Origin of the sequence: Raineyella sp. LH-20 (genome assembly GCF_033110965.1) — a bacterium.
GTDB lineage: Bacteria > Actinomycetota > Actinomycetes > Propionibacteriales > Propionibacteriaceae > Raineyella.
Genome location: NZ_CP137003.1, coordinates 1659774 through 1684502 on the forward strand (window position 1 = coordinate 1659774; position 24729 = coordinate 1684502).

A 24729-nucleotide genomic window follows, 5' to 3' on the forward strand; every position below is an offset into this window, starting at 1 on the left:
GCCGGCGGACTCCCGCAATGAAGCCCCGCCAGAATGACCGGGACGACCTCCGTGGTCCCAGCCCAGGAGTTGATCCCAGCCCGACCCGCAATGAAGCCCGGCCAGAATGACCGGGACGACGTCTCGGGTGCCCCCTCGGTCGTCTGGGCGTCGTACCACCCGCAATGAAGCCCGGCCAGAATGACCGGGACGACCGCGGATCCATGAGCGCTGCGTGCCGTACGCGGAGCCCCCGCAATGAAGCCCGGCCAGAATGACCGGGACGACACGGTGTTGACCTTCACCGCCTGGGCCTGGGCCTCGGTCCCGCAATGAAGCCCGGCCAGAATGACCGGGACGACCGAGTCCAGGGGCTGACCGGAGCGATCGGTGGGCTCCCGCAATGAAGCCCGGCCAGAATGACCGGGACGGCAACGTTCCGCTTCCGTGTCGGCCGATGTTTCACGTCCCGCAATGAAGCCCGGCCAGAATGACCGGGACGGCCTGCCCGGCAGCCAACTCCGACGGCTCGAGCATGCGCCCGCAATGAAGCCCGGCCAGAATGACCGGGACGGCCGGCGAACACGGCGCCCTCAGCGGCCACCCATTCACCCCCGCAATGAAGCCCGGCCAGAATGACCGGGACGGCCCGCTCTGGAGGCCGCTGACGGAGTGGACCGACATCCTCCCCGCAATGAAGCCCGGCCAGAATGACCGGGACGGCAACGACACAACAGCAACCGCACCGTGGCCAACACGTCCCGCAATGAAGCCCGGCCAGAATGACCGGGACGGCAGCTCCAGGATCGCGCCCGACGTCTCGGTGGCGGTCCCGCAATGAAGCCCGGCCAGAATGACCGGGACGGCCGCTTCCCGACCGGCTCACCGTCGTCGTCCCAATGGGACCCGCAATGAAGCCCGGCCAGAATGACCGGGACGGCCGCTTGGGGCTCGGAAGTGGCTGTCGACCGGGACCACCCCGCAATGAAGCCCGGCCAGAATGACCGGGACGGCAGGATCCCGCGTACCTCGAGAGCGTAGGCGTTGTACCCGCAATGAAGCCCGGCCAGAATGACCGGGACGGCCCTTGCTGTCCTGGGCCGCCCACAGGATGCCCTGGAGCCCGCAATGAAGCCCGGCCAGAATGACCGGGACGGCCGGCAACGCTGCCGCTCACGACGATCCCGCGCGCCTCCCCGCAATGAAGCCCGGCCAGAATGACCGGGACGGCGTCGTCAAGGTCTTGCCGAGGTCAAAGACCTGGCTCAAGCCCGCAATGAAGCCCGGCCAGAATGACAGGGACGGCCTGACCAGCGGGTGCACCGGCCCGTCGGAGGACGACAGCCCGCAATGAAGCCCGGCCAGAATGACAGGGACGGCCTGACCAGCGGGTGCACCGGCCCGTCGGAGGACGACAGCCCGCAATGAAGCCCGGCCAGAATGACCGGGACGGCTTCATCGCCGGCAGCGACAAGGACCCGCTGATCGGCGGCCCGCAATGAAGCCCGGCCAGAATGACCGGGACGGCGTCGCGGCGGCCGCGGAGGTGGAGAGGGCGGCGAAGACCCGCAATGAAGCCCGGCCAGAATGACCGGGACGGCACGTCGTCGACGGGACACCCGTTTGGGGGCCGCTGCCCGCAATGAAGCCCGGCCAGAATGACCGGGACGGCGCAACCAGGCCGGCCAATCCGACGGCGTCAGTGGCCCCGCAATGAAGCCCGGCCAGAATGACCGGGACGGCCTCCAGGTCGTCAGTTGCCGGCGTGGCGGCCTGCTCCCCGCAATGAAGCCCGGCCAGAATGACCGGGACGGCCGAGTAGACGACGTGGCCGTTGCGCTTGTCGGGGGTCCCGCAATGAAGCCCGGCCAGAATGACCGGGACGGCCTTGCCGCGATCCCCTCAGTGATCCGGCCCAGACGGACCCCGCAATGAAGCCCGGCCAGAATGACCGGGACGGCGAGCGCATCGCCCTTGTACCCGGCGCGGAGCGTGTACCCCGCAATGAAGCCCGGCCAGAATGACCGGGACGGCTCGCCCGGCGAGACGGCGAGGTCGCCCTGGACGTTGATCCCGCAATGAAGCCCGGCCAGAATGACCGGGACGGCGGGAACGCCGCGCAACATTCTGCCTGGCGACCGGGACCCGCAATGAAGCCCGGCCAGAATGACCGGGACGGCGCCGACGCCGTTGCAGCTCCTGACGACAGGCCGTCTCCCGCAATGAAGCCCGGCCAGAATGACCGGGACGGCCCCCCTATGATGCTTTGGCGGACCGTGTCGTCCACCTACCCGCAATGAAGCCCGGCCAGAATGACCGGGACGGCCGTACGTGTACGCGCTGTCGTCGGACGAGTCTCCGGTCCCGCAATGAAGCCCGGCCAGAATGACCGGGACGGCTCGCCCGGCGTGATGGCGAGATCGCCCTGGACGTTGATCCCGCAATGAAGCCCGGCCAGAATGACCGGGACGGCCTGATCGGGGCACAACCACACGCCGTCATCGCCCTCCCCGCAATGAAGCCCGGCCAGAATGACCGGGACGGCCACGGCGTTGCGGGCCCCGTTGATCGCGTTGGAAATCCCCGCAATGAAGCCCGGCCAGAATGAGGCTCTTCGCAGTTGAGGGTGTAGGGGCTGCTTGAGGCTGGGCGGCGCGTCGGGGCCGGAGAGGGGTCGAGGCCTTCCGAAGATGGGAGTTCTCACACAGCCCATCCAGAAGACCTCGACGTGCCTGACGCTACCTTCACATGCCCCGACCTGACCACCTTCACTCGCCTGAACGACCTCGGCCTGGAAGTCACCGCCCAGCTCCTGAAGTCCGACCACACGGTTCTGGCCTGCCGGGTCGTCGAGCCCGACGACTGGTGTGGGCGGTGCGGCTGTCAGGGCGTGGCGCGCGATACGGTCCTGCGGCGGTTGGCGCACGAGCCGTTCGGGTGGCGCCCCACCACGCTGCTGGTCACCGTTCGGCGCTACCGCTGCACCGAGTGTGGCCACGTGTGGCGCCAGGACACCACCAAGGCGGCCCAGCCGCGGGCCAAGATCTCCCGTGCAGGACTGCGGTGGGCCCTGGTCGGGATCGTCTGCCAACACCTGTCCATGGCACGGGTCGCCGAAGGACTGAGGGTCTCGTGGAACACCGCGAATACCGCGGTCCTGGCCGAAGGACGCCGTGTCCTGATCGCCGATCCGGCCCGCCTCGACGGGGTGCGGGCGATCGGGGTCGATGAGCACGTGTGGCGCCACACCCGTCGCGGCGACAAGTACGTCACCGTGATCATCGACCTCACCCCGGTCCGCGACGGAACTGGTCCCGCTCGCCTGCTCGACATGGTCGAGGGCCGCTCCAAGCAGGCGTTCAAGGCCTGGCTCGCCGAACAGGACCAGGACTGGCGCGACCGGGTGGAGGTTGTCGCTATGGACGGCTTCAGCGGGTTCAAGACCGCCACCAGCGAGGAACTGCCCGACGCGATCGCCGTGATGGATCCCTTCCACGTGGTCCGCCTGGCCGCCGAGGCTCTCGATACCTGCCGGCGCCGGGTCCAGCAGGCCCTCCACGGTCACCGCGGCCGGGCCGGCGACCCGCTCTACTCGGCCCGACGGACCCTGCACACCGGCATCGACCTGCTCACCGACAAACAGAAGACACGCATCCAGGCCCTGTTCGCCGGCGATGAGCACGTCGAGGTCGAGGCCACCTGGGCCATCTACCAGCGGATGATCGCGGCCTACCGCGACCCCGACCCCGGCCAGGGCCGCACCCGTATGCAGGCCGTGATCGAGGCCATCAGCAGCGGCGTCCCCGGTTCGCTGATCGAGATCATCACCCTCGGCCGCACGATGAAGAAGCGCGCCGCCGACGTCCTGGCCTACTTCGAGCGCCCGGGCACCAGCAACGGCCCCACCGAGGCCATCAATGGTCGGCTGGAACACCTGCGAGGATCAGCCCTCGGCTTCCGCAACCTCACCAACTACATCGCCCGCTGCCTGCTCGAAGCCGGCGGATTCAGACCCCACCTACACCCCGGATTATGAAGAGCCCAGAATGACCGGGACGGCAACAGCCCGGCCGGCGTGTGGCTGACCATCGACGGCCCGCAATGAAGCCCGGCCAGAATGACCGGGACGGCGGCCCACGACCACTACCCGGCCGCCACCCGCTACCTCCCCGCAATGAAGCCCGGCCAGAATGACCGGGACGGCGGCGCGTAGAGGAATCAGGCAGCTCCCCGAGACTCCCCCCCCCCCGCAATGAAGCCCGGCCAGAATGACCGGGACGGCGAGGCAGTCCGCGCACGGCACGCGAGGCGTGTCGGAGCCCGCAATGAAGCCCGGCCAGAATGACCGGGACGGCGGTCACCCGCCAGATGCTCACCGACTGGACCACCCACCCGCAATGAAGCCCGGCCAGAATGACCGGGACGGCACGGGTCTCCAGGTTGCCGTTGGTGAGCGCCTGCGTCCCCCCGCAATGAAGCCCGGCCAGAATGACCGGGACGGCGTCTTGGCCTGACGCAGCGCGTCGTTCTTCGCGTTCCCGCAATGAAGCCCGGCCAGAATGACCGGGACGGCGCGCTCGTCCTGCCGTGGCTCGTCCTCGGCTCCCTGGACCCGCAATGAAGCCCGGCCAGAATGACCGGGACGGCTACTCCAGCATCGGAGGCAGCAGCAGTGACGGCATGGTGCCCGCAATGAAGCCCGGCCAGAATGACCGGGACGGCAGGAGCCGAGCTGCCAGTTCCGGCCCGCCTTATCGGTCCCGCAATGAAGCCCGGCCAGAATGACCGGGACGGCGACTGGAAGGACGGCAGGCCGTGCGACGTCCCGGTCCCGCAATGAAGCCCGGCCAGAATGACCGGGACGGCGCTGTGGAAGGCTGATCCAGTTCGAGACATCTAGGTAAACCCGCAATGAAGCCCGGCCAGAATGACCGGGACGGCCAGTACCGGCCGCGATGTTCAGCCACTCGTCCGGGAGCCCGCAATGAAGCCCGGCCAGAATGACCGGGACGGCTAAGGGTTAGAATCGGGGACATCCCGGAGTTGTCCGCCCGCAATGAAGCCCGGCCAGAATGACCGGGACGGCCCGGCTGGTGCGACAACCACGCCACCCAAGCCGCACCACCCGCAATGAAGCCCAGCCAGAATGACCGGGACGGCACGGCGAGGCCTCCGACCAGCGCTCCTACAGCGATCCCCCGCAATGAAGCCCGGCCAGAATGACCGGGACGGCCGCCACCGACGGGCCGGTCGGCGCCGGGGTGGTGACCACCCGCAATGAAGCCCGGCCAGAATGACCGGGACGGCAGGGCAGTGGTGATGCCGAGCCCGGCGAAGTGCTTCTCCCCGCAATGAAGCCCGGCCAGAATGACCGGGACGGCGACCGCCGCGGCGTACGCGCCGATCTGGGCTTCGCTCCCGCAATGAAGCCCGGCCAGAATGACCGGGACGGCGCCCACGCCGTCGGCGCAGGCAACCCCGTAACCGAAGCCCGCAATGAAGCCCGGCCAGAATGACCGGGACGGCACAGTGTCACCGGGTCGGTTGTCAACTTGGAGGTCCTCCCGCAATGAAGCCCGGCCAGAATGACCGGGACGGCCCCGAGTCCCCACGACCCGCGACAGCCCTTCCACGGCCCCCGCAATGAAGCCCGGCCAGAATGACCGGGACGGCTCCGTCTGGTACCGCGACTTCGCCGGGCGGGCGTACAACGTCCCGCAATGAAGCCCGGCCAGAATGACCGGGACGGCCACGCCGGCCCACTGGTCGTACGCGGCCAGGTCCGGCCCGCAATGAAGCCCGGCCAGAATGACCGGGACGGCGGGTGGTTGCGGTAGTGGTCGTCGAGCTCGGCCGGCGCCCGCAATGAAGCCCGGCCAGAATGACCGGGACGGCTGCCCGGCGTATGACGGATGATTGGTGTCGCCCTGCGCCCCGCAATGAAGCCCGGCCAGAATGACCGGGACGGCCGCGCATGGCGGCCGTCACCTCGGGGCCGTGCCAGTCCCCGCAATGAAGCCCGGCCAGAATGACCGGGACGGCGTAATCAGCGAATCGGACGACTCTATGATCCTCTGCCCGCAATGAAGCCCGGCCAGAATGACCGGGACGGCGGGCCCGAACCTACGTCGGCGCGACGTGGGAGACATTCCCCGCAATGAAGCCCGGCCAGAATGACCGGGACGGCAGCGCCCCGGCCAGCGCCTCACGCGCGTCGTCGACGGTCCCGCAATGAAGCCCGGCCAGAATGACCGGGACGGCGTGTCACAAGCACGGGGAACCGCCCCGGGGCCAACCGCCCGCAATGAAGCCCGGCCAGAATGACCGGGACGGCCCGTCGAGTTCCCGCCCACCGTCGCCCCGGGCATGGTCCCGCAATGAAGCCCGGCCAGAATGACCGGGACGGCTATCACCTGTATCTAATGCAACTAGTACGGTTACTAGCCCGCAATGAAGCCCGGCCAGAATGACCGGGACGGCTTGGAGCGTGATGGCTGCTATTACGCGCACTACTACCCCGCAATGAAGCCCGGCCAGAATGACCGGGACGGCCGAGTGCATGCAGCTCGGGATCATCGAGTACCAGAGCCCGCAATGAAGCCCGGCCAGAATGACCGGGACGGCAACTCCGACACCTGGTCGTTGGTCACCTGCACTCCGACCCGCAATGAAGCCCGGCCAGAATGACCGGGACGGCGTCGAGCGCGAACGCCTGCCGGTCCGCAGAGACGTACCCGCAATGAAGCCCGGCCAGAATGACCGGGACGGCCTGAGACGTACTTCGAGGCGCTGCTCCACGAGCAGACCCCGCAATGAAGCCCGGCCAGAATGACCGGGACGGCTTCTGGTGTGCCGGGCTGTTCCGCCCTGGTGAGAACCCGCAATGAAGCCCGGCCAGAATGACCGGGACGGCTGTGGGCCTTCGCCTTGACGTCGGCGAGCATCCCGTACCCGCAATGAAGCCCGGCCAGAATGACCGGGACGGCCTTGCGCTCGGTGCCGCCGCACACTGCGACCGGCCACCCGCAATGAAGCCCGGCCAGAATGACCGGGACGGCCACGGTCAGTAGTGGACAGGGTCATGGGCCCTCCTAGGCCCGCAATGAAGCCCGGCCAGAATGACCGGGACGGCGTAACCACGTACTCCAAACAGGTGTCGGAAAGTATCCCCGCAATGAAGCCCGGCCAGAATGACCGGGACGGCCAAGCACAACAGCGAACATCCGCCCGCGCTCATCGACCCGCAATGAAGCCCGGCCAGAATGACCGGGACGGCCAAGCACAACAGCGAACATCCGCCCGCGCTCATCGACCCGCAATGAAGCCCGGCCAGAATGACCGGGACGGCCAAGCACAACAGCGAACATCCGCCCGCGCTCATCGACCCGCAATGAAGCCCGGCCAGAATGACCGGGACGGCATCACATATACAAGACTACCAGCGAGTGCAATAATAGCCCCGCAATGAAGCCCGGCCAGAATGACCGGGACGGCCTCGGCGACGCCATCGGCGGCGCGTTCCAGACCGTCCAGCCCGCAATGAAGCCCGGCCAGAATGACCGGGACGGCGATGCCGCGCCCGCCGGCCAGGAAGTCCATCGTGACCCCGCAATGAAGCCCGGCCAGAATGACCGGGACGGCGCACCGCGACCGGATGCCCGATGCCCTCCAGCCGGGCCCCGCAATGAAGCCCGGCCAGAATGACCGGGACGGCATCTATCTCCGAGAGGATGCAGGATTATGCCTCCTGCCCGCAATGAAGCCCGGCCAGAATGACCGGGACGGCTTCTGTCAGAGTGAGCTTGCGACAGCCCTTGCCAACGCCCGCAATGAAGCCCGGCCAGAATGACCGGGACGGCCCCCTGCAAACCTGCCGACTGGGAACCCAGGCTGGCCCCGCAATGAAGCCCGGCCAGAATGACCGGGACGGCGTTCGTCTACATGGGATACACGCCTGGTCAGGTCCTCCCCGCAATGAAGCCCGGCCAGAATGACCGGGACGGCCCCAGCCCGGTCTGCGCCGGCTCGGGCACGCCCTGCTTCGACCCGCAATGAAGCCCGGCCAGAATGACCGGGACGGCCTCCAACCCCTTCGACACGGCAGCGAGGACCGACCCAACCCCGCAATGAAGCCCGGCCAGAATGACCGGGACGGCCCCGCTTGACCGTCCCACAGCGCCGACACGTGACGTCCCGCAATGAAGCCCGGCCAGAATGACCGGGACGGCCCGCCCTTGGGCTCTGCTGGGTCAACGAGAATACGAACCCGCAATGAAGCCCGGCCAGAATGACCGGGACGGCGCCGGCCTCGTCCCCGACAGCTTCCGCAAGCAGCCCGCCCCGCAATGAAGCCCGGCCAGAATGACCGGGACGGCCCTCGAAATATGCCTTGGACTTGTACCCCACCTTTTCATCCCGCAATGAAGCCCGGCCAGAATGACCGGGACGGCGATGTCGGGCGGGGTGCCGGCCTCCAGCGAGTCGAGCCCGCAATGAAGCCCGGCCAGAATGACCGGGACGGCGCCGAGGCGGAGATGATCCGCTCGGCCAGGGCGCCCCGCAATGAAGCCCGGCCAGAATGACCGGGACGGCCCCCGCTGTTTCACGCCGACGCGTCTCTGCCGGACACCCCGCAATGAAGCCCGGCCAGAATGACCGGGACGGCGTGGCTAGCCGAGGAATCGGACCCCGGCGGTTACTAGCCCGCAATGAAGCCCGGCCAGAATGACCGGGACGGCCTGATGGGGCGAGGCAGGCGGGGGTCAGAGAGTCGACCCTCCCGCAATGAAGCCCGGCCAGAATGACCGGGACGGCGGTGAGCTTATCGGGGCAGTCGCGGGCGGGACAATCCCCGCAATGAAGCCCGGCCAGAATGACCGGGACGGCGGCGCCGGGACGCCACCCGTACGGCAGCCCACGCGGGCCCGCAATGAAGCCCGGCCAGAATGACCGGGACGGCCTCTATCTCCAGTACCCATCACGAAGGAGAACTCAGCCCGCAATGAAGCCCGGCCAGAATGACCGGGACGGCCGCCGACCGACTCATCCCCTGCAACTCCGCGATCCGATCCCCGCAATGAAGCCCGGCCAGAATGACCGGGACGGCGCCTGAGTCGGTAGGCTAGGTCTGGCGACCGGTTACTAGCCCGCAATGAAGCCCGGCCAGAATGACCGGGACGGCTGGCGCGAGACATGTCCGATATCGCCGCTATGGTGGACCCGCAATGAAGCCCGGCCAGAATGACCGGGACGGCACCCATCTAAGGTGTCGTAGTTAGTGACGCTACCGTTCTCCCCGCAATGAAGCCCGGCCAGAATGACCGGGACGGCTCCGGCATGGCTCGCAATTCAGCCATAATTTCATCGGACCCCGCAATGAAGCCCGGCCAGAATGACCGGGACGGCCGTGGCGCACGCTCGACCGCGTCATGGTCTGGGACAAGCCCGCAATGAAGCCCGGCCAGAATGACCGGGACGGCCTCACCCTAAAAGGGGAGACATTCGCGGGAATAGTCCCGCAATGAAGCCCGGCCAGAATGACCGGGACGGCGCCAGCACGGCTACTGGGGCAAGGGGCACTGGCAGAACCCGCAATGAAGCCCGGCCAGAATGACCGGGACGGCCAGGCCAGGCTGGCGCCAAGGGGCCGAGGCTCGCCGACCCGCAATGAAGCCCGGCCAGAATGACCGGGACGGCACGACACAACAGCAACCGCAACGTGGCGAAAACGTCCCGCAATGAAGCCCGGCCAGAATGACCGGGACGGCGTGCGCAGCTCCGGGAAGACTCCGGGCAACCGCACGCCCGCAATGAAGCCCGGCCAGAATGACCGGGACGGCACTTCGACTTCGGCGCTCTCGCGACATGATCCTGCCTCCCGCAATGAAGCCCGGCCAGAATGACCGGGACGGCCGCTCACCTCGCCAGCGATTCATGTGAGCACCGCATCCCGCAATGAAGCCCGGCCAGAATGACCGGGACGGCCCAGAAGAGGCGAAGACGCGCCGCGAGCGAGCGATCAACGACCCGCAATGAAGCCCGGCCAGAATGACCGGGACGGCGGCAAGCATCATCCTGAAAAGAACTGTGAACGGCTCCCGCAATGAAGCCCGGCCAGAATGACCGGGACGGCCCCCGACCTGGATACCTGGACCCCGGATGACGGCCCCCTCCCGCAATGAAGCCCGGCCAGAATGACCGGGACGGCCCGGACAGCTCGAGCCCACCGGCTGTCGGGGACCACCCGCAATGAAGCCCGGCCAGAATGACCGGGACGGCAATCAGGATTTGGCTTCCCGATTCTGGAATCTCGTCCCGCAATGAAGCCCGGCCAGAATGACCGGGACGGCCACGCGTCGACGTGATCCGGCCAACTGGTCACCGACCGTCCCGCAATGAAGCCCGGCCAGAATGACCGGGACGGCCTGACCGGGGTGGTCACCACCCCGATGTCGTTCCCCCGCAATGAAGCCCGGCCAGAATGACCGGGACGGCGGAGCTGCTCGAGCGGGCTTCCTGGGGCCTCCCACTCCCCGCAATGAAGCCCGGCCAGAATGACCGGGACGGCGCCTCGGCGTGGCCGGCAATGGTCCGACGCCGGTCGATCCCGCAATGAAGCCCGGCCAGAATGACCGGGACGGCCACGGTCGGCGCCCAGTTGGCTGGGTCACGACGTCCCGCAATGAAGCCCGGCCAGAATGACCGGGACGGCCGACGGGGACGACGGCTGGCGGATCCGCTCGTACCACCCGCAATGAAGCCCGGCCAGAATGACCGGGACGGCTTACCGGTCCAATTGCGATACCAAGCGGTTGCATTACCCGCAATGAAGCCCGGCCAGAATGACCGGGACGGCCTCCGCCAGCAAGCGGATGATGAATCCCAATCTCAAGACCCCGCAATGAAGCCCGGCCAGAATGACCGGGACGGCCCCCGGCAGCAGCCGAGACGTTGAATCCTACGCCGTTCCCGCAATGAAGCCCGGCCAGAATGACCGGGACGGCGCGACAACAACGGCCGCCCAACCGGAAGTCTGAGTCAGAGCCCGCAATGAAGCCCGGCCAGAATGACCGGGACGGCGGGCGATGATCGCCCGATATCGCCCCGATATCGCCCCCCCGCAATGAAGCCCGGCCAGAATGACCGGGACGGCGTCGGCCTCGCGCGGCCGCCGGCAGATCGCCTTCCCCCCGCAATGAAGCCCGGCCAGAATGACCGGGACGGCCCGCGATCCGATTCAACAGCGTCAGATCTTCCGGCCGCCCGCAATGAAGCCCGGCCAGAATGACCGGGACGGCTCCGCGATCCGATTCAACAGCGTCAGATCTTCCGGCCGCCCGCAATGAAGCCCGGCCAGAATGACCGGGACGGCCGGTCCGGTTGGGACTACGCGGTCTTGCGTGCGTTCCCCGCAATGAAGCCCGGCCAGAATGACCGGGACGGCCGGCTGGCGGTATCGTGGTCTGTCGAGGCGGCCCCGCCCCGCAATGAAGCCCGGCCAGAATGACCGGGACGGCCCGTGTAGGTGGCGGTCCCCATCTCCTCCCACTCCGGCCCGCAATGAAGCCCGGCCAGAATGACCGGGACGGCGAGCACGACACGTACGCTGCGACCCTCGAGCGGGTCAAGGCCCCGCAATGAAGCCCGGCCAGAATGACCGGGACGGCCGGCGGCTTCACGTTGACGACGGACAACCGGCTGGAGCACCCCGCAATGAAGCCCGGCCAGAATGACCGGGACGGCCCCGTGGCAGCCGTACGCCTCAGCGCCCTATGACGTCCCGCAATGAAGCCCGGCCAGAATGACCGGGACGGCTCGACCAGCTTCGGCCCGGTCAGCCTGCGGCGTCCCGGCCCGCAATGAAGCCCGGCCAGAATGACCGGGACGGCGTCGTGTTGGTGGATGGGGAGCCTGGCTTCTGGCCCCCGCAATGAAGCCCGGCCAGAATGACCGGGACGGCTCGTATATCGGATGGTGGTTCGCCGATCAGGGGTCCCCGCAATGAAGCCCGGCCAGAATGACCGGGACGGCTGTAGCCGGACGACCGGGTGCCGGTGCCCCACGGCATCCCGCAATGAAGCCCGGCCAGAATGACCGGGACGGCGATGCAGGCTGGAGGCGAATCCGTTGTACGAGGTGATCCCGCAATGAAGCCCGGCCAGAATGACCGGGACGGCGTAATCTGCGAGCGTCGTGGGAGGCGTTCCAGAACCCGCAATGAAGCCCGGCCAGAATGACCGGGACGGCCTTTCTCAGGCCGCGTCTGCGGCCGGGATGGTGAGGTGGTCCCGCAATGAAGCCCGGCCAGAATGACCGGGACGGCGTGTGGCCGGAGCATGGCTGGTGGTTCCCTTCGCAGGTCCCGCAATGAAGCCCGGCCAGAATGACCGGGACGGCATCCAGGTCAGAGGTGAGTTCGTCGCGGCCGTCCTTCCCCGCAATGAAGCCCGGCCAGAATGACCGGGACGGCCGGACACATCAAGATCACCCAGGCGATCCAGCCGAACCCGCAATGAAGCCCGGCCAGAATGACCGGGACGGCGTCGTCACTGCTGACTGGAAATGTCCTGGGATGCCAGCCCGCAATGAAGCCCGGCCAGAATGACCGGGACGGCGAGCCCTATGGCTCCGGCGCCCGCATGACGATCACCGGCCCGCAATGAAGCCCGGCCAGAATGACCGGGACGGCTTGACGCGCCTTACTGGACATAGTCGCCGCCCGAGTTCCCGCAATGAAGCCCGGCCAGAATGACCGGGACGGCGGGCACTCCTGCTCGGCGCATCGTACGACTACTACGCCACCCCGCAATGAAGCCCGGCCAGAATGACCGGGACGGCGACGGGCAAGATCACTGCCTCCCTTGGCCTCGACTCCCCGCAATGAAGCCCGGCCAGAATGACCGGGACGGCGGCCAGCCTCCAGAGGGTCCCGGAGGCCCTGCGGGGCCCCGCAATGAAGCCCGGCCAGAATGACCGGGACGGCGTGGGCGGAAATCCCACGACTTAGGCTGCGGCTTATCCGTCCCGCAATGAAGCCCGGCCAGAATGACCGGGACGGCCTAGAGACGGACCCTACCCAGTAGGGAGTCTGCTCCGCCCCGCAATGAAGCCCGGCCAGAATGACCGGGACGGCGACACCTCGTACGGATCCCGGCCGGACTCTCGGACGCGCCCGCAATGAAGCCCGGCCAGAATGACCGGGACGGCTTTCCCGAGATATACACGGGCCTCATCCTTGGTTAACCCGCAATGAAGCCCGGCCAGAATGACCGGGACGGCGTCGCCTGGGTCACCGACAGGTGGAACGGTCTCGTCCCGCAATGAAGCCCGGCCAGAATGACCGGGACGGCCGCCCGCAGCTCGACTACGAGCTGCGGTTGACGATCCACCCGCAATGAAGCCCGGCCAGAATGACCGGGACGGCGGCGAGTGGCCCGAGTCGGCCTCCGACTGGGTCTACACCCCGCAATGAAGCCCGGCCAGAATGACCGGGACGGCGGAGGACGGTGACGGGATGCCCCGCCAGCTGCGATTTCCCGCAATGAAGCCCGGCCAGAATGACCGGGACGGCCACCGACGCGTACAACATCACGATCCGGCTGCAGCAACCCCCGCAATGAAGCCCGGCCAGAATGACCGGGACGGCGAGCACCTCCGCGCCCGTCTCGGCGATGTACTTCGCCCCGCAATGAAGCCCGGCCAGAATGACCGGGACGGCCGCGCATGGCGGCCGTCACCTCAGGGCCGTTCCAGTTCCCGCAATGAAGCCCGGCCAGAATGACCGGGACGGCCTATCGGCGACATCAACAACCGCACCGGCGACCTCGCCCCGCAATGAAGCCCGGCCAGAATGACCGGGACGGCTACCGGGCCCGGAGCGCGCCCGATCACGGTGCTCGTGCACCCGCAATGAAGCCCGGCCAGAATGACCGGGACGGCGGCGGCACCCGCATGGAGGCCCATGGCCAGCCGCCCCCGCAATGAAGCCCGGCCAGAATGACCGGGACGGCGTCACCGTGGCGGGCGACGGCGTCGGCGGGGTGGACCCGCAATGAAGCCCGGCCAGAATGACCGGGACGGCGGTACGGACCAGGTCAGGGACGGCGAGGTACAGCAGCCCCCGCAATGAAGCCCGGCCAGAATGACCGGGACGGCGCTGCTGGAGCGTCGAGAGCGGCGCCGGCGAGAGCACCCGCAATGAAGCCCGGCCAGAATGACCGGGACGGCGCTGGACGACAAGATCACCGACACCGACGGCCAGCCCTGCCCGCAATGAAGCCCGGCCAGAATGACCGGGACGGCGTGAAGTACTCGAAGACCATCAGTCGCCATCAGGGACTCATCCCGCAATGAAGCCCGGCCAGAATGACCGGGACGGCCTCCACCCTATCCGGGACCTGATCACAGAGCACACCGTCCCGCAATGAAGCCCGGCCAGAATGACCGGGACGGCGCACCGTGCCACCAACACTAGATACAGGGTAACATCCCCGCAATGAAGCCCGGCCAGAATGACCGGGACGGCAGCTCCCCAGATTTGAGGGGCCTGGCAAGGGAGGATACCTCAGCCGGCGACCGGTGTCGGAATTCGAACACTTCTTGACTCTCTGCAGTTGTCAAGAAGCAGTGTCTCCCCTTGTGAGATGGTGAACGAGGGCTCGCAGAGGGAAGTCTGTGGCAGTGCAGCGCTCGCGACCTCAGATGATGTGGACACCTTGGGCGGGTAGTTGGCGGGGCAGGCCAAGGAGGTTGATTTCGGCGGGCTTCAGCGTGGGACCCAGGTCGATGCTGACCACAGAGTCCTTGCTCAGCTCGATGACGTCGAGGATGTCGCCACGCCAGTGCAGCGATTCTGCGCCGCTCAGATCGCAGAGGAACACCGAGTACTGGAGCCTGGTTCCGTACGACTCCATGATCTTGATGACCTGACGGAGCCGTTTGGGATCCGCGATGTCGTAGGCGATCAGGTAGCGTCGACGACTCACCGGGTGACCACCGCGGTGTAGTCTTCCAGCTCGCCGATGAGGACTGCGGCCAGGATGCGGGCCTGGACCTCGAGCGTGCGACGGTAGGAGATCCGGTAGCCGAACACGGGGTGGCGCAGTTCCTCCTCCATCCGCCGCTCGTACGACTCGATGAATTTGCGCCGACCAGTGTCGGTGAAAGCGGTCCCGCTCGACGTCTGGCGGAAGCTGCCGATCCCTATCTCCCCGTTGTTGAAGGCTCGCAGCACCGTGGACTCCGCGATCAGCGGCCGGAACTCCTCCTGCAGATCCAGGGCAAGGGACGGGCGGCCGAAACGGGCGGCATGAAGCATGCCGAGGTAGGGGTCCAGGCCGACCCCGAGGCACGCAGTGACGACATCCTTTGTGAGCAGTGCGTACGCGTAGCTGAGCGCCGCATTGACTGGGTCTGTGGGAGGACGGCGAGTGCGGCCATGGCGGTCGAACAGGCCGGCGATCTCCTCGTCGCGGATCAGGGATCCGAAGTGATCGAAGTAGATGCGCGCAGCGGTCCCCTCAATGCCCATCAGCTCGTCCCGACGCTGGGCGTTCTCACACTGGTGAGACAGTTCGCGGAGCGAGGTCAGCTCCGAGGCAGGCACACCGGATGGATGGTTTCGCATCAGCAGCGTACGTTGGTTGCGGATCTTCGCAGCGATCATCGGACGGGCGAGTCCGAGGCCCCCCGCGATATGGGCACTGAGCTGCGCGCGACGCAGATCGACGTTCTTGGACGGCTGCCCTTGGGACCACCCGTCGAGCCAGCCGGTGCGGCTGAGCCACAGGACAGGGGCACCGTGTGCCCACAGCTGCCGCAGGGCCTGGGTGGTGACCTGGACGTTCCCGTAGAGATTGACCTGGGAGACATCCAGCAGACGGATGGACTCCAGTTCTTCGCCTTGGCGCGTGATGCTCAGTCGGCCGCCGTCCACCCCGACGGACGCACCTTGCTCTAGCACATAGACGGGGCGTTGGTCTGGATCTCTTGGCACGAGCCGACGGGGTGAACGGGCGCTCCGGGCCGTCAGCAGGTTGTGCTCATCCGGCAGGCAGATGCCGACGAGTGAGCAGCGTGGGCATTTCGGCGAGTCCTCCAGCGGGGGAGGTGGCCGCAGCCCTGCGGCGGTGTTGCGGGCGTTGGCGATCGCTGTCCGCAGGTCTCGGCGGCCCTCATCGTCCCAGGCGACGTCCACCCGGCGGTGGCTCTTTCGGTAGTACAGCTCCCCGTGGTTCACCGGGTAGCCGGCGGATTCGAGGAGAGCCGCTTGGGCGAGGATCTGGATCCGATCGGCGGGCCAGGCATGACCGTTGCGCGGCGCGCTCCCGGTCTTGTAGTCCACGGGCACCGTTTCGTCGTCGTGATCCACTCGGTCGATGATGCCGGTGAGCCCCCAGCCGGGGTCGGACAGGGCTACCGCCCGTACGGCCGGCCAGGGCCCGTCGTGGTCGGGGTCAGGAAGCGGCACGCTGGGCTTGGCGATGGCCCGGTGGTCGAAGTCGCCGGCCGCGGTGTCGTCATTGGGCGCCCACTCGGCGCTCACCCACTCCAGGTAGAAGAGACGCGGACAGAACGTGAACTCGTTGAGCATCCGAGCAGGGAGCAGCTCGGGCTCGTCGCCGTTCATGAGTCCGGGACCGGACGGAATCGGCCGAACCCGAAATGGGCGAGACCGCCCAACAGGATCGGTCCGACCTGCGGCTCTCTGAACGTGATGCGCAGGTCCATCCCCTGTCGCCGGTCAGCCATGTTTTCCTTCCAGCGATACCGCCGGTACTCACGGGGCTTGTTCGTGTCCATCGTCTCGACGGTCACGATCTCGGCTCCGGCCGGATGGCGGTACGCCCACTCCGTACGTACGTCTTCCTCCACCAGCTTCTGCAGAACGCGGCTGCGTTTCATGTGGCGGGTGAGTAGGTAGGGTGAGGCGCTCTCCCAGGTGCGTGCGCCGGGCATTTCGGCGATCAACTCCGGCGCGACCTGATCGGGGCGTCCGATGCCCGCCAGTTGCAGGTCGCCCTCAACGAATCCGCGAGGCGTGTATCCGTCTGCAGGATTCTTCAGTCGTGCCGCCCCGGCGAGTGAGGGTAGCGCGGTGGGGATGATTCCGTCCGGTACCCACAGCACCAAAGCGTGAACCTCGTCCTTTTCGTCGGCCAACCACAGCCAATGTGCGTGGCCATGGTCGGTGCGCACCGACTGTTGTCCCTCGGCCGACCGTGGAAAGTGGCCGGTGAGGGACACCGGCACCTCGGCCGGGAGATGACGCAGCTTGTTCAGTTGGACGCCTCGGAGGCGGTCCGTCGCAAGGACGCCGTACGTGGCGCGCAGGGGGGCGGTGGAGGTCCAAGCCCATCGGACGACGGTCGGATCAGGATTGCGGTGGCTTCGCGGTGCGACCCTCGGGACTTCCTCCCGTGGCGCAGCGTACGCGATCCACTCTGCGCCGGGCGGTGTGAGATAGCGTGCCTTCCGCATCTGATCCGGCGACACTTCCAGCTGCTCACGGGTGATGCCCACCGTAGGGCAGAGCAGACGCATTGCGTGGTCGGAGTCCGTCATGGCCGTCGTGAGTCGCTGGCGCCGGTTGTCGGCCGGGACGTCCGCCACCATGCTCGCCTCGACGAGCGAGTCAGCGCGTCCGAGATAGGGCAGTCGGCTGACGCAACGGGCGAGACAGTCAGCCTGATCACGCGTGAGGTCGGCCTCCGGCCACGTCACATAGAGCGCGTGCGTGGGGTCGACCGACAGCATGCTGTTCAAGGTCAGCGTTGTGCCGCCGGTTTCGCCGGTCCGGTGGTCCAGATCGGGCAGGTAATGACGGGTGTGGTGGGGGACGGTGGGGGGCACGTCGTAGGACGGATACTCAGCGGCCAGGACGGAGATCACCTCCATGACGGTGCCGAGATCCTCCTGCCCAAGGCGATCGTGGGCGACGGCCAGCAGTGCCCGGCTGATCCGCCATGGGCTCGGCGGCCACTCGACGGTGCCGGAGTTGGCACTGCTGTCCCAGGCCGTCGCTGCGTACGCCCCCGACACGAAGCGGAATGCCAGGGAGACTGCCATGACTACTTCTCCGACGCCGTCTTGCGGGCCTTGCGATCGCCCCAGGTCACTGCGATGGGCGAGAACTCGCCTGCACAGGCCGCGATGGCGGCCCGTACGTCGCTGGTGGCTTGGTCCACCTCAGGCAGATCGGCCCCGTCGACATCGGCCACCTCCAGGTCGCAGGCGGTGCGGAGACGTAGACCGTTACGGAAGAGCGAGGCGATCTGGAAGGCGACGAGGGTCTCCAGCAGTTCGGTCCTCGCAGTGCCCAGGCCGTAGGAGGCGATCTGATCGTGATCCACGCTGACGAACGCCTTGATGTCCTGTGCGGTGTACTCGGTGCGCTGGTGCGGCACCATGCCGTACCCGGTGTCAGTGTTGCCGCCCTTGATCTCGACCGAGTCGGTCTTGACCCCGCCGGACACGGCGGCACGGACGTCGTACGCGTCGATGAACGCGGTCACCGCGCGGGCGATCCGCGGCTGCCAGGGCCATGCCTTGCGGGCGAAGAACACGCCGTGGATGAGTGAGACCGGGTCCCAGCGGAAGATCTGATCAGCGATGCGTTGGTGATTGAGAGGACGCCCGGCCTGCAGCTGGAAAGCCGCTTCCATCCACTGCTCTCCGGATTGTTTCGTCTCGTCGATCATGCCTTCCATCACGTACGCCGAGGCCAAGCGGTGCGCTTCCAGCCGTGAGCTGGTGAGGAACTCCCCATCGGGGCTGATCACCCGAACGTACGGGAGGCCTTCGAGTGCGGCGACCTGATCGCGGGCGCCATCGTTCCAGGTCATCGCTTCCAAATGGTTGGCCATGGACTGCGGCGATTCGACGTGCAGACTCTCGATCCAGCCGCCGTCGGCGCCCGGGCTCTGGAAAAGGGCCGGTCCCAGGTCGGGGAAACCGGTCGGCTGGAAACGAGTTCCGATGATCGGAGTCAGCTTCATGCGGTAGATGGTGCGGTTACTCATCGTTGTCCCCCTGTGTGGCGCTCGAAGAATCGGTGGTGGTGTCGTGGAAATTCTGCACGTCCCTCGGGACGGTCAGCATCCGGAGAGGAATGGATGTGGAAGTGGTCATGAGGGCAGCCACCAGACGCGGGCCCCTGACAGTCGGGATCGGCGAGGCAACCGAGCCGGCGTGCGCCCCTTGGTCGGTGGTCCGGGCAGTGGTCGACCTGCCCAGTAGGTGACTGCGGTTGAGTAGCGCGGTGGCCTCGGCCATGACCTCCGTGGTCCTGTCGGCACGCAGACGGAGGAGCCAGCCCTGTTGCAGGCCCTGGATGCGGGGTTCAGCGGCGGAATCGTCCGGGAGACGTACGTCAGCGCTGTTGAGGGCCTCGAGGATCGCGAGCTCTGGCAGCGGTGCTCGCGTCAGGTCTCGATGGCTAAGTTGAGGCTGATGGTCGCGGGGTCGCCGCCAATCCAGCGCGAGGAAGGCCAGGAAGGCCATTTCGAGATAATGGTCGTCGAGGTCGCCGCCGGCCCACGCATGGACATCGCGCCAGATCAGTGGGAAGTCCTCTTTCTGCAGTCGGAATCCGTGTCGAGAAGCCATCCGTATCCCACGATCGCGCGTGGCTGTACCGCTCGTGACGCCCGCCGCGTCGTCGGCGTCGGACGCGCTGGCAGATCGACCTCCGACCGTGTCTTTCTGATGCGGGGAGTTCGGTTGGTCAACGGCTTCCTTCGGTTTGTCGGAGTCCGGCCTGGTGCTCTTCACGACGGAGTGCTGCTCGCACCACACCGCGGCGTCACAGAGGACGTCCACCAGTGGTCGGGCGCCGAGACCGCGAACGGCGGGCTCCCTCCACTCCCGATCGGCCGGGTCCGGGATGTTGCCCAGGAGGATCTGGCGAGTGCTGACCAAACCGGTGGCCGTACGTGTCGTTCCGCTTGCCAGCGAGGCAGCTACCCGCAACTCGGGTGAGTCATCGAGTCGATCCTGGAGGATTCGCCTCACTTCGTCCGCCTTGGCGCGGGCGGGCAGGTGAAGTCCCTTCTCTCGGGCTGCACGGGAACGGATGACGGCAAGTTCCCAGCGCGTGAGCGCCGCCAGAGACTGCAACAAGTCGTCGGGGCTGGTTCTGCGCAGGTAGTCCATCAGCCGTCGGTCGAAGACCCGCTGCAGGACGTCGAGCGCATTGCTGTGGAGTGGACGGAGCGGACGTGCCCGGTGGGTAAGGGGGATCGCCGCCTCGATGTTCGGGGCGGCCGTGACACGTACGTCGTCGAGGGGGATCGCCATGTAGGCGAGCCCGTTGCGTTTGGCGAGGCCGTACCGGATGAACCTGTCGATCCGTCGGTCGGCGCCGAAGCTGCGGACCGCCCCGTACATCTGTGCCGACCGGACTGCCGTCGATCCGTCCCACGTCGCTCGGGCCTCTGCGAACACCTGCTCCACTTCGTTGAGGCGGCTGAGGTGGGACCAGACCGGGACCCACAGCTCGCCGCGGAAGTCTTCGGCTGGTGACGCCGGGGTGGGGCCATCCGGGCTGCCGAAGACGGTGAACGGCATCGATGCCCGCCCGGGCGCTTCCCCGAGCCGACGGGCCGGTGCCGCTGCGAACAGCAGGGCGCCCTCCACCATCAGCACGAACGCCCACGGGTTGATGAGCGAGCGGCCAGTGCCGAAGGTGCCTGAGCGCGGCGTGCCGGCTGCGCTTGCATCGAACTGACCGACGCTCCGGGAATCGAGCTTGCCAGCATGCGTGCCCTGGAGCAGCGCACTCGCCCAGGAGATCGACTGCTTGTGTGCGGCTCCGGCGTCGGGCAGTACGGCGAGGAGGTTGGTGTGGAAGTTGGCCGAGAAATCCAGCCGCCCATCGTTTCCGCCGGATCCCAGCAGCGGTGGGAACTGGGCGCCCTCGGTGGTCAGGACGATCGCGGCATCGAGCCATTCCAGAGCGCTGTCGGGCCATTGGTTACGCAACTGGCGAATCGCGCGTTCCTTCGCCTTGCGGTCCTTCGTCCAGTCCTTCGACGGGTTCAGAGAATGCTCCTGAGCGACAACGCGACGACCGACCTCGTCGGCAGTGCGCCAGTCGGCCAGCCGTGCGCCGCTGTCGAGCAGCTTGGTGAGCGTGGCTCGCTGGTTCTTGTCCTGCGGAGCGAACCCGCTGCCGTTGTTCCAGGGGCTCAGGATCGGGACGGGACGGTAGTCGTCCACAAGAAAGCGCGCAATGTCTTCCACCTCGGTCTCTATCAGGAGGGCGTCCGAGTTCTTGTCCCAGGCCCAGGTGGTGTGGCCAGGCACCTGCCGAGAGATCGCGCGGCCGAGGCCCAGCCCGACGAGATAGCTCAGTAGGTCTGTGGGCGGCAGGCCGGGAATCCGATGCTGCATGTCAGCCCTCCTCGGGGAGCTTGTCGCCGGCGCTGCTGCGCCAGTCGGCCATGCGTACGATCATTTCGAGCCAGGCGAGTCTGAACGGTCCCCACGTGTCGAGAAGATCGAGCGCACTACGGCTCCACGACTCGGGGCTGCCCATGCCGAAGATCGAGAGATCGACCTCGACCTCCGGAAACGACGCCCCGTTCACCGTGACGGGGGGGAGGCTCTCGTGGTCCATCAGGCCCATCAGCGTCGACCCGTTGCGTCCGTCGGCTATGGGATCACGTGGCTGGACACGGAGGTGGCCGTGGTGGGCACCGGCCAAGTAGATGGACAGCCCGTGCTGTTCCTCTGGGACGCCCGCCCGTGTCAACGCTTCGAGTCCGGCGTCGGTACGGAGCTGGAAGATGGAGACCAGTTCGTGGCGGAATCCACGTCGTACACGCGACATGCCGAAGCCTAATCGGCCGGTTCCGGGCGACTTGGCCCAAGGGCCGGTGCCGTCCGGCGGCGGGGTCCCGGTCGAGCTTGAATTGGCATTCAAGAGGGCCTCTTGCCAGTCTTTGTGGGCTTTCCCAAGGTCGTGGAAGCGAGCCGCTGCGACGACGGCGGCCTGCACGGCCGGGGAGAGGCCAGGAGGAGCAACGGCGGACAGCAGCGCTTCGGCCTGTTCGCCCGCCTCCTCGAGGTGGTCATCAAGGAGTTGCCACCCGATGCCTTGGCCGGTGCTGCCGGCGTCCTCGGTGGGGCCTTCGGAGGCGCCCTCGAACCGCGGCTCGACAGCCGTGACAGAGCGGGCTTCTGTGGTGACGGGAGCGACGGACGCGGGGGTGAAGCCGAGATCGTGGACGTAACCCCCGCCGTTCCGATCGGCCAGGACGAGGCTGTTCGGCTTCAGCACTGATGCTCGTGTGACCTCCCGCCAGCTGCTGGCAGCAGGATCGTACGACCATGCTGTTGGTGCCTTCGGGCCTTCGAGCCACTTGCGAGCAGCACTGATCGGCACGGAGCACCGCCACGGGTCTCGCGGCTTTTCCGCGATGTGACCATCAACTATGTCGGCGGGGTCGATCCAGGCGACCGTCAGGTCCGTGTCCTCGGATGGCCGAATGAACATCGACACGTCGATGTCGGCACCGGAGAGATCAGGCGAGGTGTCGAAGAGGCGAGTGAAGTCGCGTCGGCGCAAAGTGGTCAGGAGTTCTTCGGCCTGGTCCACGGTGCGGTTGAGCAGGTCTTCGCTGGTGACCTCCACGCCCTCCAGCTCCGTCAGTGCCACAGTGGACGCTGCCAGATCATCGGACTCGTACGGCCCCTTGCCGAGAGCGCCAAACCAGAAGATCTGTGCATTGTCGGTGGTCCCTGCACGATTACAGCGTCCGGCGCGCTGACAGATCGAGGACCACGGCGCCACCTCGGTGAAGAGTGTGGTCGCGTCCAGGTCCACTCCTGCCTCGACGACCTGGGTGGAGATCACGATCCTTCCATCGGCTGGAAGTGGATCGGTGAGGTGGTCGACGCGGGGAGCGCGATCCACGCCCCGGAATCGTGAATGGAGGAGGATCACGTCCAGATCCGGGCTGGCCTTGCGTACTCTCTTGTACACGTCCGTCGCGGTGTCGACCGTGTTGACCACAGCGAGAGTCAGTGTCTCGGGTCGGTGCTGCTCCGTGATCGCCACCGCCACATCGGCGGCCTTCGAGACATCAAGGAAGCGGATCTTCCGGGTGGCCTCCAGCCGCCGGGCCAACGGGCCGGTCCTGTCCGCGTCGCTGAGGGTGATGCCGCCGCCAGGAATGTAGGGGTTGTCGATGGTGTCCAGCGGGCCCTCGGGCAGCGTGGCAGACATACAGGTCAGCCGGCCTGCATGCAGTGTCTGCATGTCGTGACGGAAGGCGTCGAGCTGGCGAGCCGTCGACGTCGCTTGGGGGGCCAGTTGTACCTCGTCGATGACCCAATGGGCGTCGTCAGTGATGGAGGCGAAGTCGATCGGGGACACGGTCCGCGGCTGCGCGTACGGGCGTAGCAGCCCGCGCGACAGCACGCTGTCGACGGTGCCGATGACGATCGTGGGTTGCTGCGGATTGCGACGCCACTCATTCAGTTCGTCTCGGGATGCGGCTTCGCCGCCGCCCATCAGCACGATGACGCGGACCTTCTCGGAGAGGTCGAGGTGCTCTAGCCACCGCTTGGCGACGCTCTCAGTCTGCTCCACGAGCGTACGCATCGGGAGCATCATCACAAGCGATCGTGCGGTCCCGGGGATCGTTCTCACGAGCAGCCGAAAGAGCCAGGCCAGAATGACGGCCGTCTTCCCCGCACCTGTCGGCACCGCGAGGGTCTCCGGGAGTCCCTCCTCGGCGAGCCGGGCCTGATAGTCATACGGCGGATGGCCCGTCGCTTGGCGGAAGAAGCCTTCAAATGTCATACGTCCCCCCGACGTCTGAACTGGGTGCCGTTCACGGATCCCTCGCTCGCAGGCGTCGGCCTGTTGCGACGCCAACGTCAGCGTAGTAGTCCGTGGCTGGAAGTGTGCGGTGAAGCAGGGATTGTCGGCGACGGTCGAATCCTGAGCCGGTTTCGACGGGGTGGTTTCTACCGGTGGTCGCAACGTGACGTCATCTGGAGGTCTCGTTGTCTACTCGTCGTGTCTCTAAGGGGCCTGGTCGGCGGCCGAAGTCGCTGGCTCGTCGCCGGTTCATGGAGTTGTTGGCGGAGGGCGTTCGTAACCCAACGACACAGCGAATTTGCATCGAGGCTGAATGTGGGGGCGATCGCTCGACACGCGGCGATCTGACTTGGGTAGTTGGCACGGTGGATCAGGACCGCCCGGACGGCTTGCTTCCGGAGCTCCGTCGAAACGCGGGTGGACATGTCCGATCTCCCCTCAGTGGGAGTGGATGGATGGGGCCTGGGGCGGACCTCTGGCGGTCGCCCTCCAGATGTGGGCTCCCAGGCTGGCGGAGTGTGGCGGCGTCTAAGGCCAGTATAGTACTGATGCTTGGTACGTAGACCTCACCTACTAACACGTGTTATCATGAAGTACCTGTCGGGCTTCATTGCGGCGTGGGTGAGGTCTAGGTTGTTCTCTTACTGAGACACACTTCCCGGCAGGCTCACCGGGTCCGGCAACGAACCATGGGCCAGCGCATCTCGCGACGGCGTCCGACCTCGTAGGCAGGCGGGCGCTCACTCGACTTCACCCCGAGGGCGATCACCGGGCCGTCGCCGTACTCCATGCCGAGGTCGACCTCGGCCCTGTCATTGGTACGCCACTGCCTGGGGGAACGGCTCGTCCAACCCTGGTGCCTTTCTGCACACTTCGCCGACCACGGTCTCCAGGAGATGGCCGAACTCGGTGGGCTCTCTGAG

The 24729-nt window shown here is 67.0% G+C and carries 7 protein-coding genes and 2 CRISPR repeat arrays (1 of these 9 cut by a window edge); of the genes, 1 reads left to right on the plus strand and 6 read right to left on the minus strand.

Features of this window, described 5'->3' with window-relative positions:
- A CRISPR array of direct repeats spans positions 1–2524; the repeat unit is 36 nt; unit sequence CCCGCAATGAAGCCCGGCCAGAATGACCGGGACGGC (it extends 279 nt beyond the left edge of the window).
- A 183-nt stretch (positions 2525–2707) separates the two neighbouring features.
- Positions 2708–4015, plus strand: coding sequence for an ISL3 family transposase (locus R0146_RS07230; protein WP_317689725.1), 1308 nt, complete (start codon positions 2708–2710; stop codon positions 4013–4015).
- Between the two features lie 59 nt (positions 4016–4074).
- A CRISPR array of direct repeats spans positions 4075–14503; the repeat unit is 36 nt; unit sequence CCCGCAATGAAGCCCGGCCAGAATGACCGGGACGGC.
- 172 nt (positions 14504–14675) lie between these two features.
- On the opposite strand, the gene cas2 is transcribed toward R0146_RS07230, so the two are convergent.
- From cas2 to cas3, 6 genes are read right to left on the minus strand one after another with little or no spacing between them, the layout of a single operon-like run.
- The gene (cas2, locus tag R0146_RS07235) at positions 14676–14963 is read right to left on the minus strand and encodes a CRISPR-associated endonuclease Cas2 (RefSeq protein ID WP_317692190.1); all 288 of its coding nucleotides are present in this window, start codon (positions 14961–14963) and stop codon (positions 14676–14678) included.
- The gene (gene cas1 / locus R0146_RS07240; RefSeq protein WP_317692191.1) at positions 14960–16606 is read right to left on the minus strand and encodes a CRISPR-associated endonuclease Cas4g/Cas1g; all 1647 of its coding nucleotides are present in this window, start codon (positions 16604–16606) and stop codon (positions 14960–14962) included. Before cas1 ends, cas2 begins: the two co-directional genes overlap by 4 nt.
- A complete protein-coding gene (csb2, locus tag R0146_RS07245; RefSeq protein ID WP_317692192.1) occupies positions 16603–18045 on the minus strand; it encodes a type I-G CRISPR-associated protein Csb2 in 1443 nt (480 codons plus the stop codon). The genes cas1 and csb2 overlap by 4 nt, the downstream gene beginning before the upstream one ends.
- A gap of 2 nt (positions 18046–18047) precedes the next feature.
- Positions 18048–18998, minus strand: a complete 951-nt coding sequence (gene cas7u, locus R0146_RS07250) for a type I-G CRISPR-associated RAMP protein Csb1/Cas7g (RefSeq protein WP_317692193.1) — start codon at positions 18996–18998, stop codon at positions 18048–18050.
- Positions 18991–21369, minus strand: a complete 2379-nt coding sequence (gene csx17, locus R0146_RS07255; RefSeq protein WP_317692194.1) for a type I-G CRISPR-associated protein Cas8g1/Csx17 — start codon at positions 21367–21369, stop codon at positions 18991–18993. The genes cas7u and csx17 overlap by 8 nt, the downstream gene beginning before the upstream one ends.
- Position 21370: 1 nt before the next feature.
- The gene (gene cas3 / locus R0146_RS07260; RefSeq protein ID WP_317692195.1) at positions 21371–23785 is read right to left on the minus strand and encodes a type I-G CRISPR-associated helicase/endonuclease Cas3g; all 2415 of its coding nucleotides are present in this window, start codon (positions 23783–23785) and stop codon (positions 21371–21373) included.
- Positions 23786–24729: the final 944 nt, after the last annotated feature.

Bases quoted from the DNA above. Each gene is read 5' to 3' on its own strand.
- cas1 (WP_317692191.1), bottom strand. From the start codon at position 16,606: ATGAACGGCGACGAGCCCGAGCTGCTCCCTGCTCGGATGCTCAACGAG.
- csb2 (WP_317692192.1), bottom strand. From the start codon at position 18,045: ATGGCAGTCTCCCTGGCATTCCGCTTCGTGTCGGGGGCGTACGCAGCG.
- cas7u (WP_317692193.1), bottom strand. From the start codon at position 18,998: ATGAGTAACCGCACCATCTACCGCATGAAGCTGACTCCGATCATCGGA.
- csx17 (WP_317692194.1), bottom strand. From the start codon at position 21,369: ATGCAGCATCGGATTCCCGGCCTGCCGCCCACAGACCTACTGAGCTAT.
- cas3 (WP_317692195.1), bottom strand. From the start codon at position 23,785: ATGACATTTGAAGGCTTCTTCCGCCAAGCGACGGGCCATCCGCCGTAT.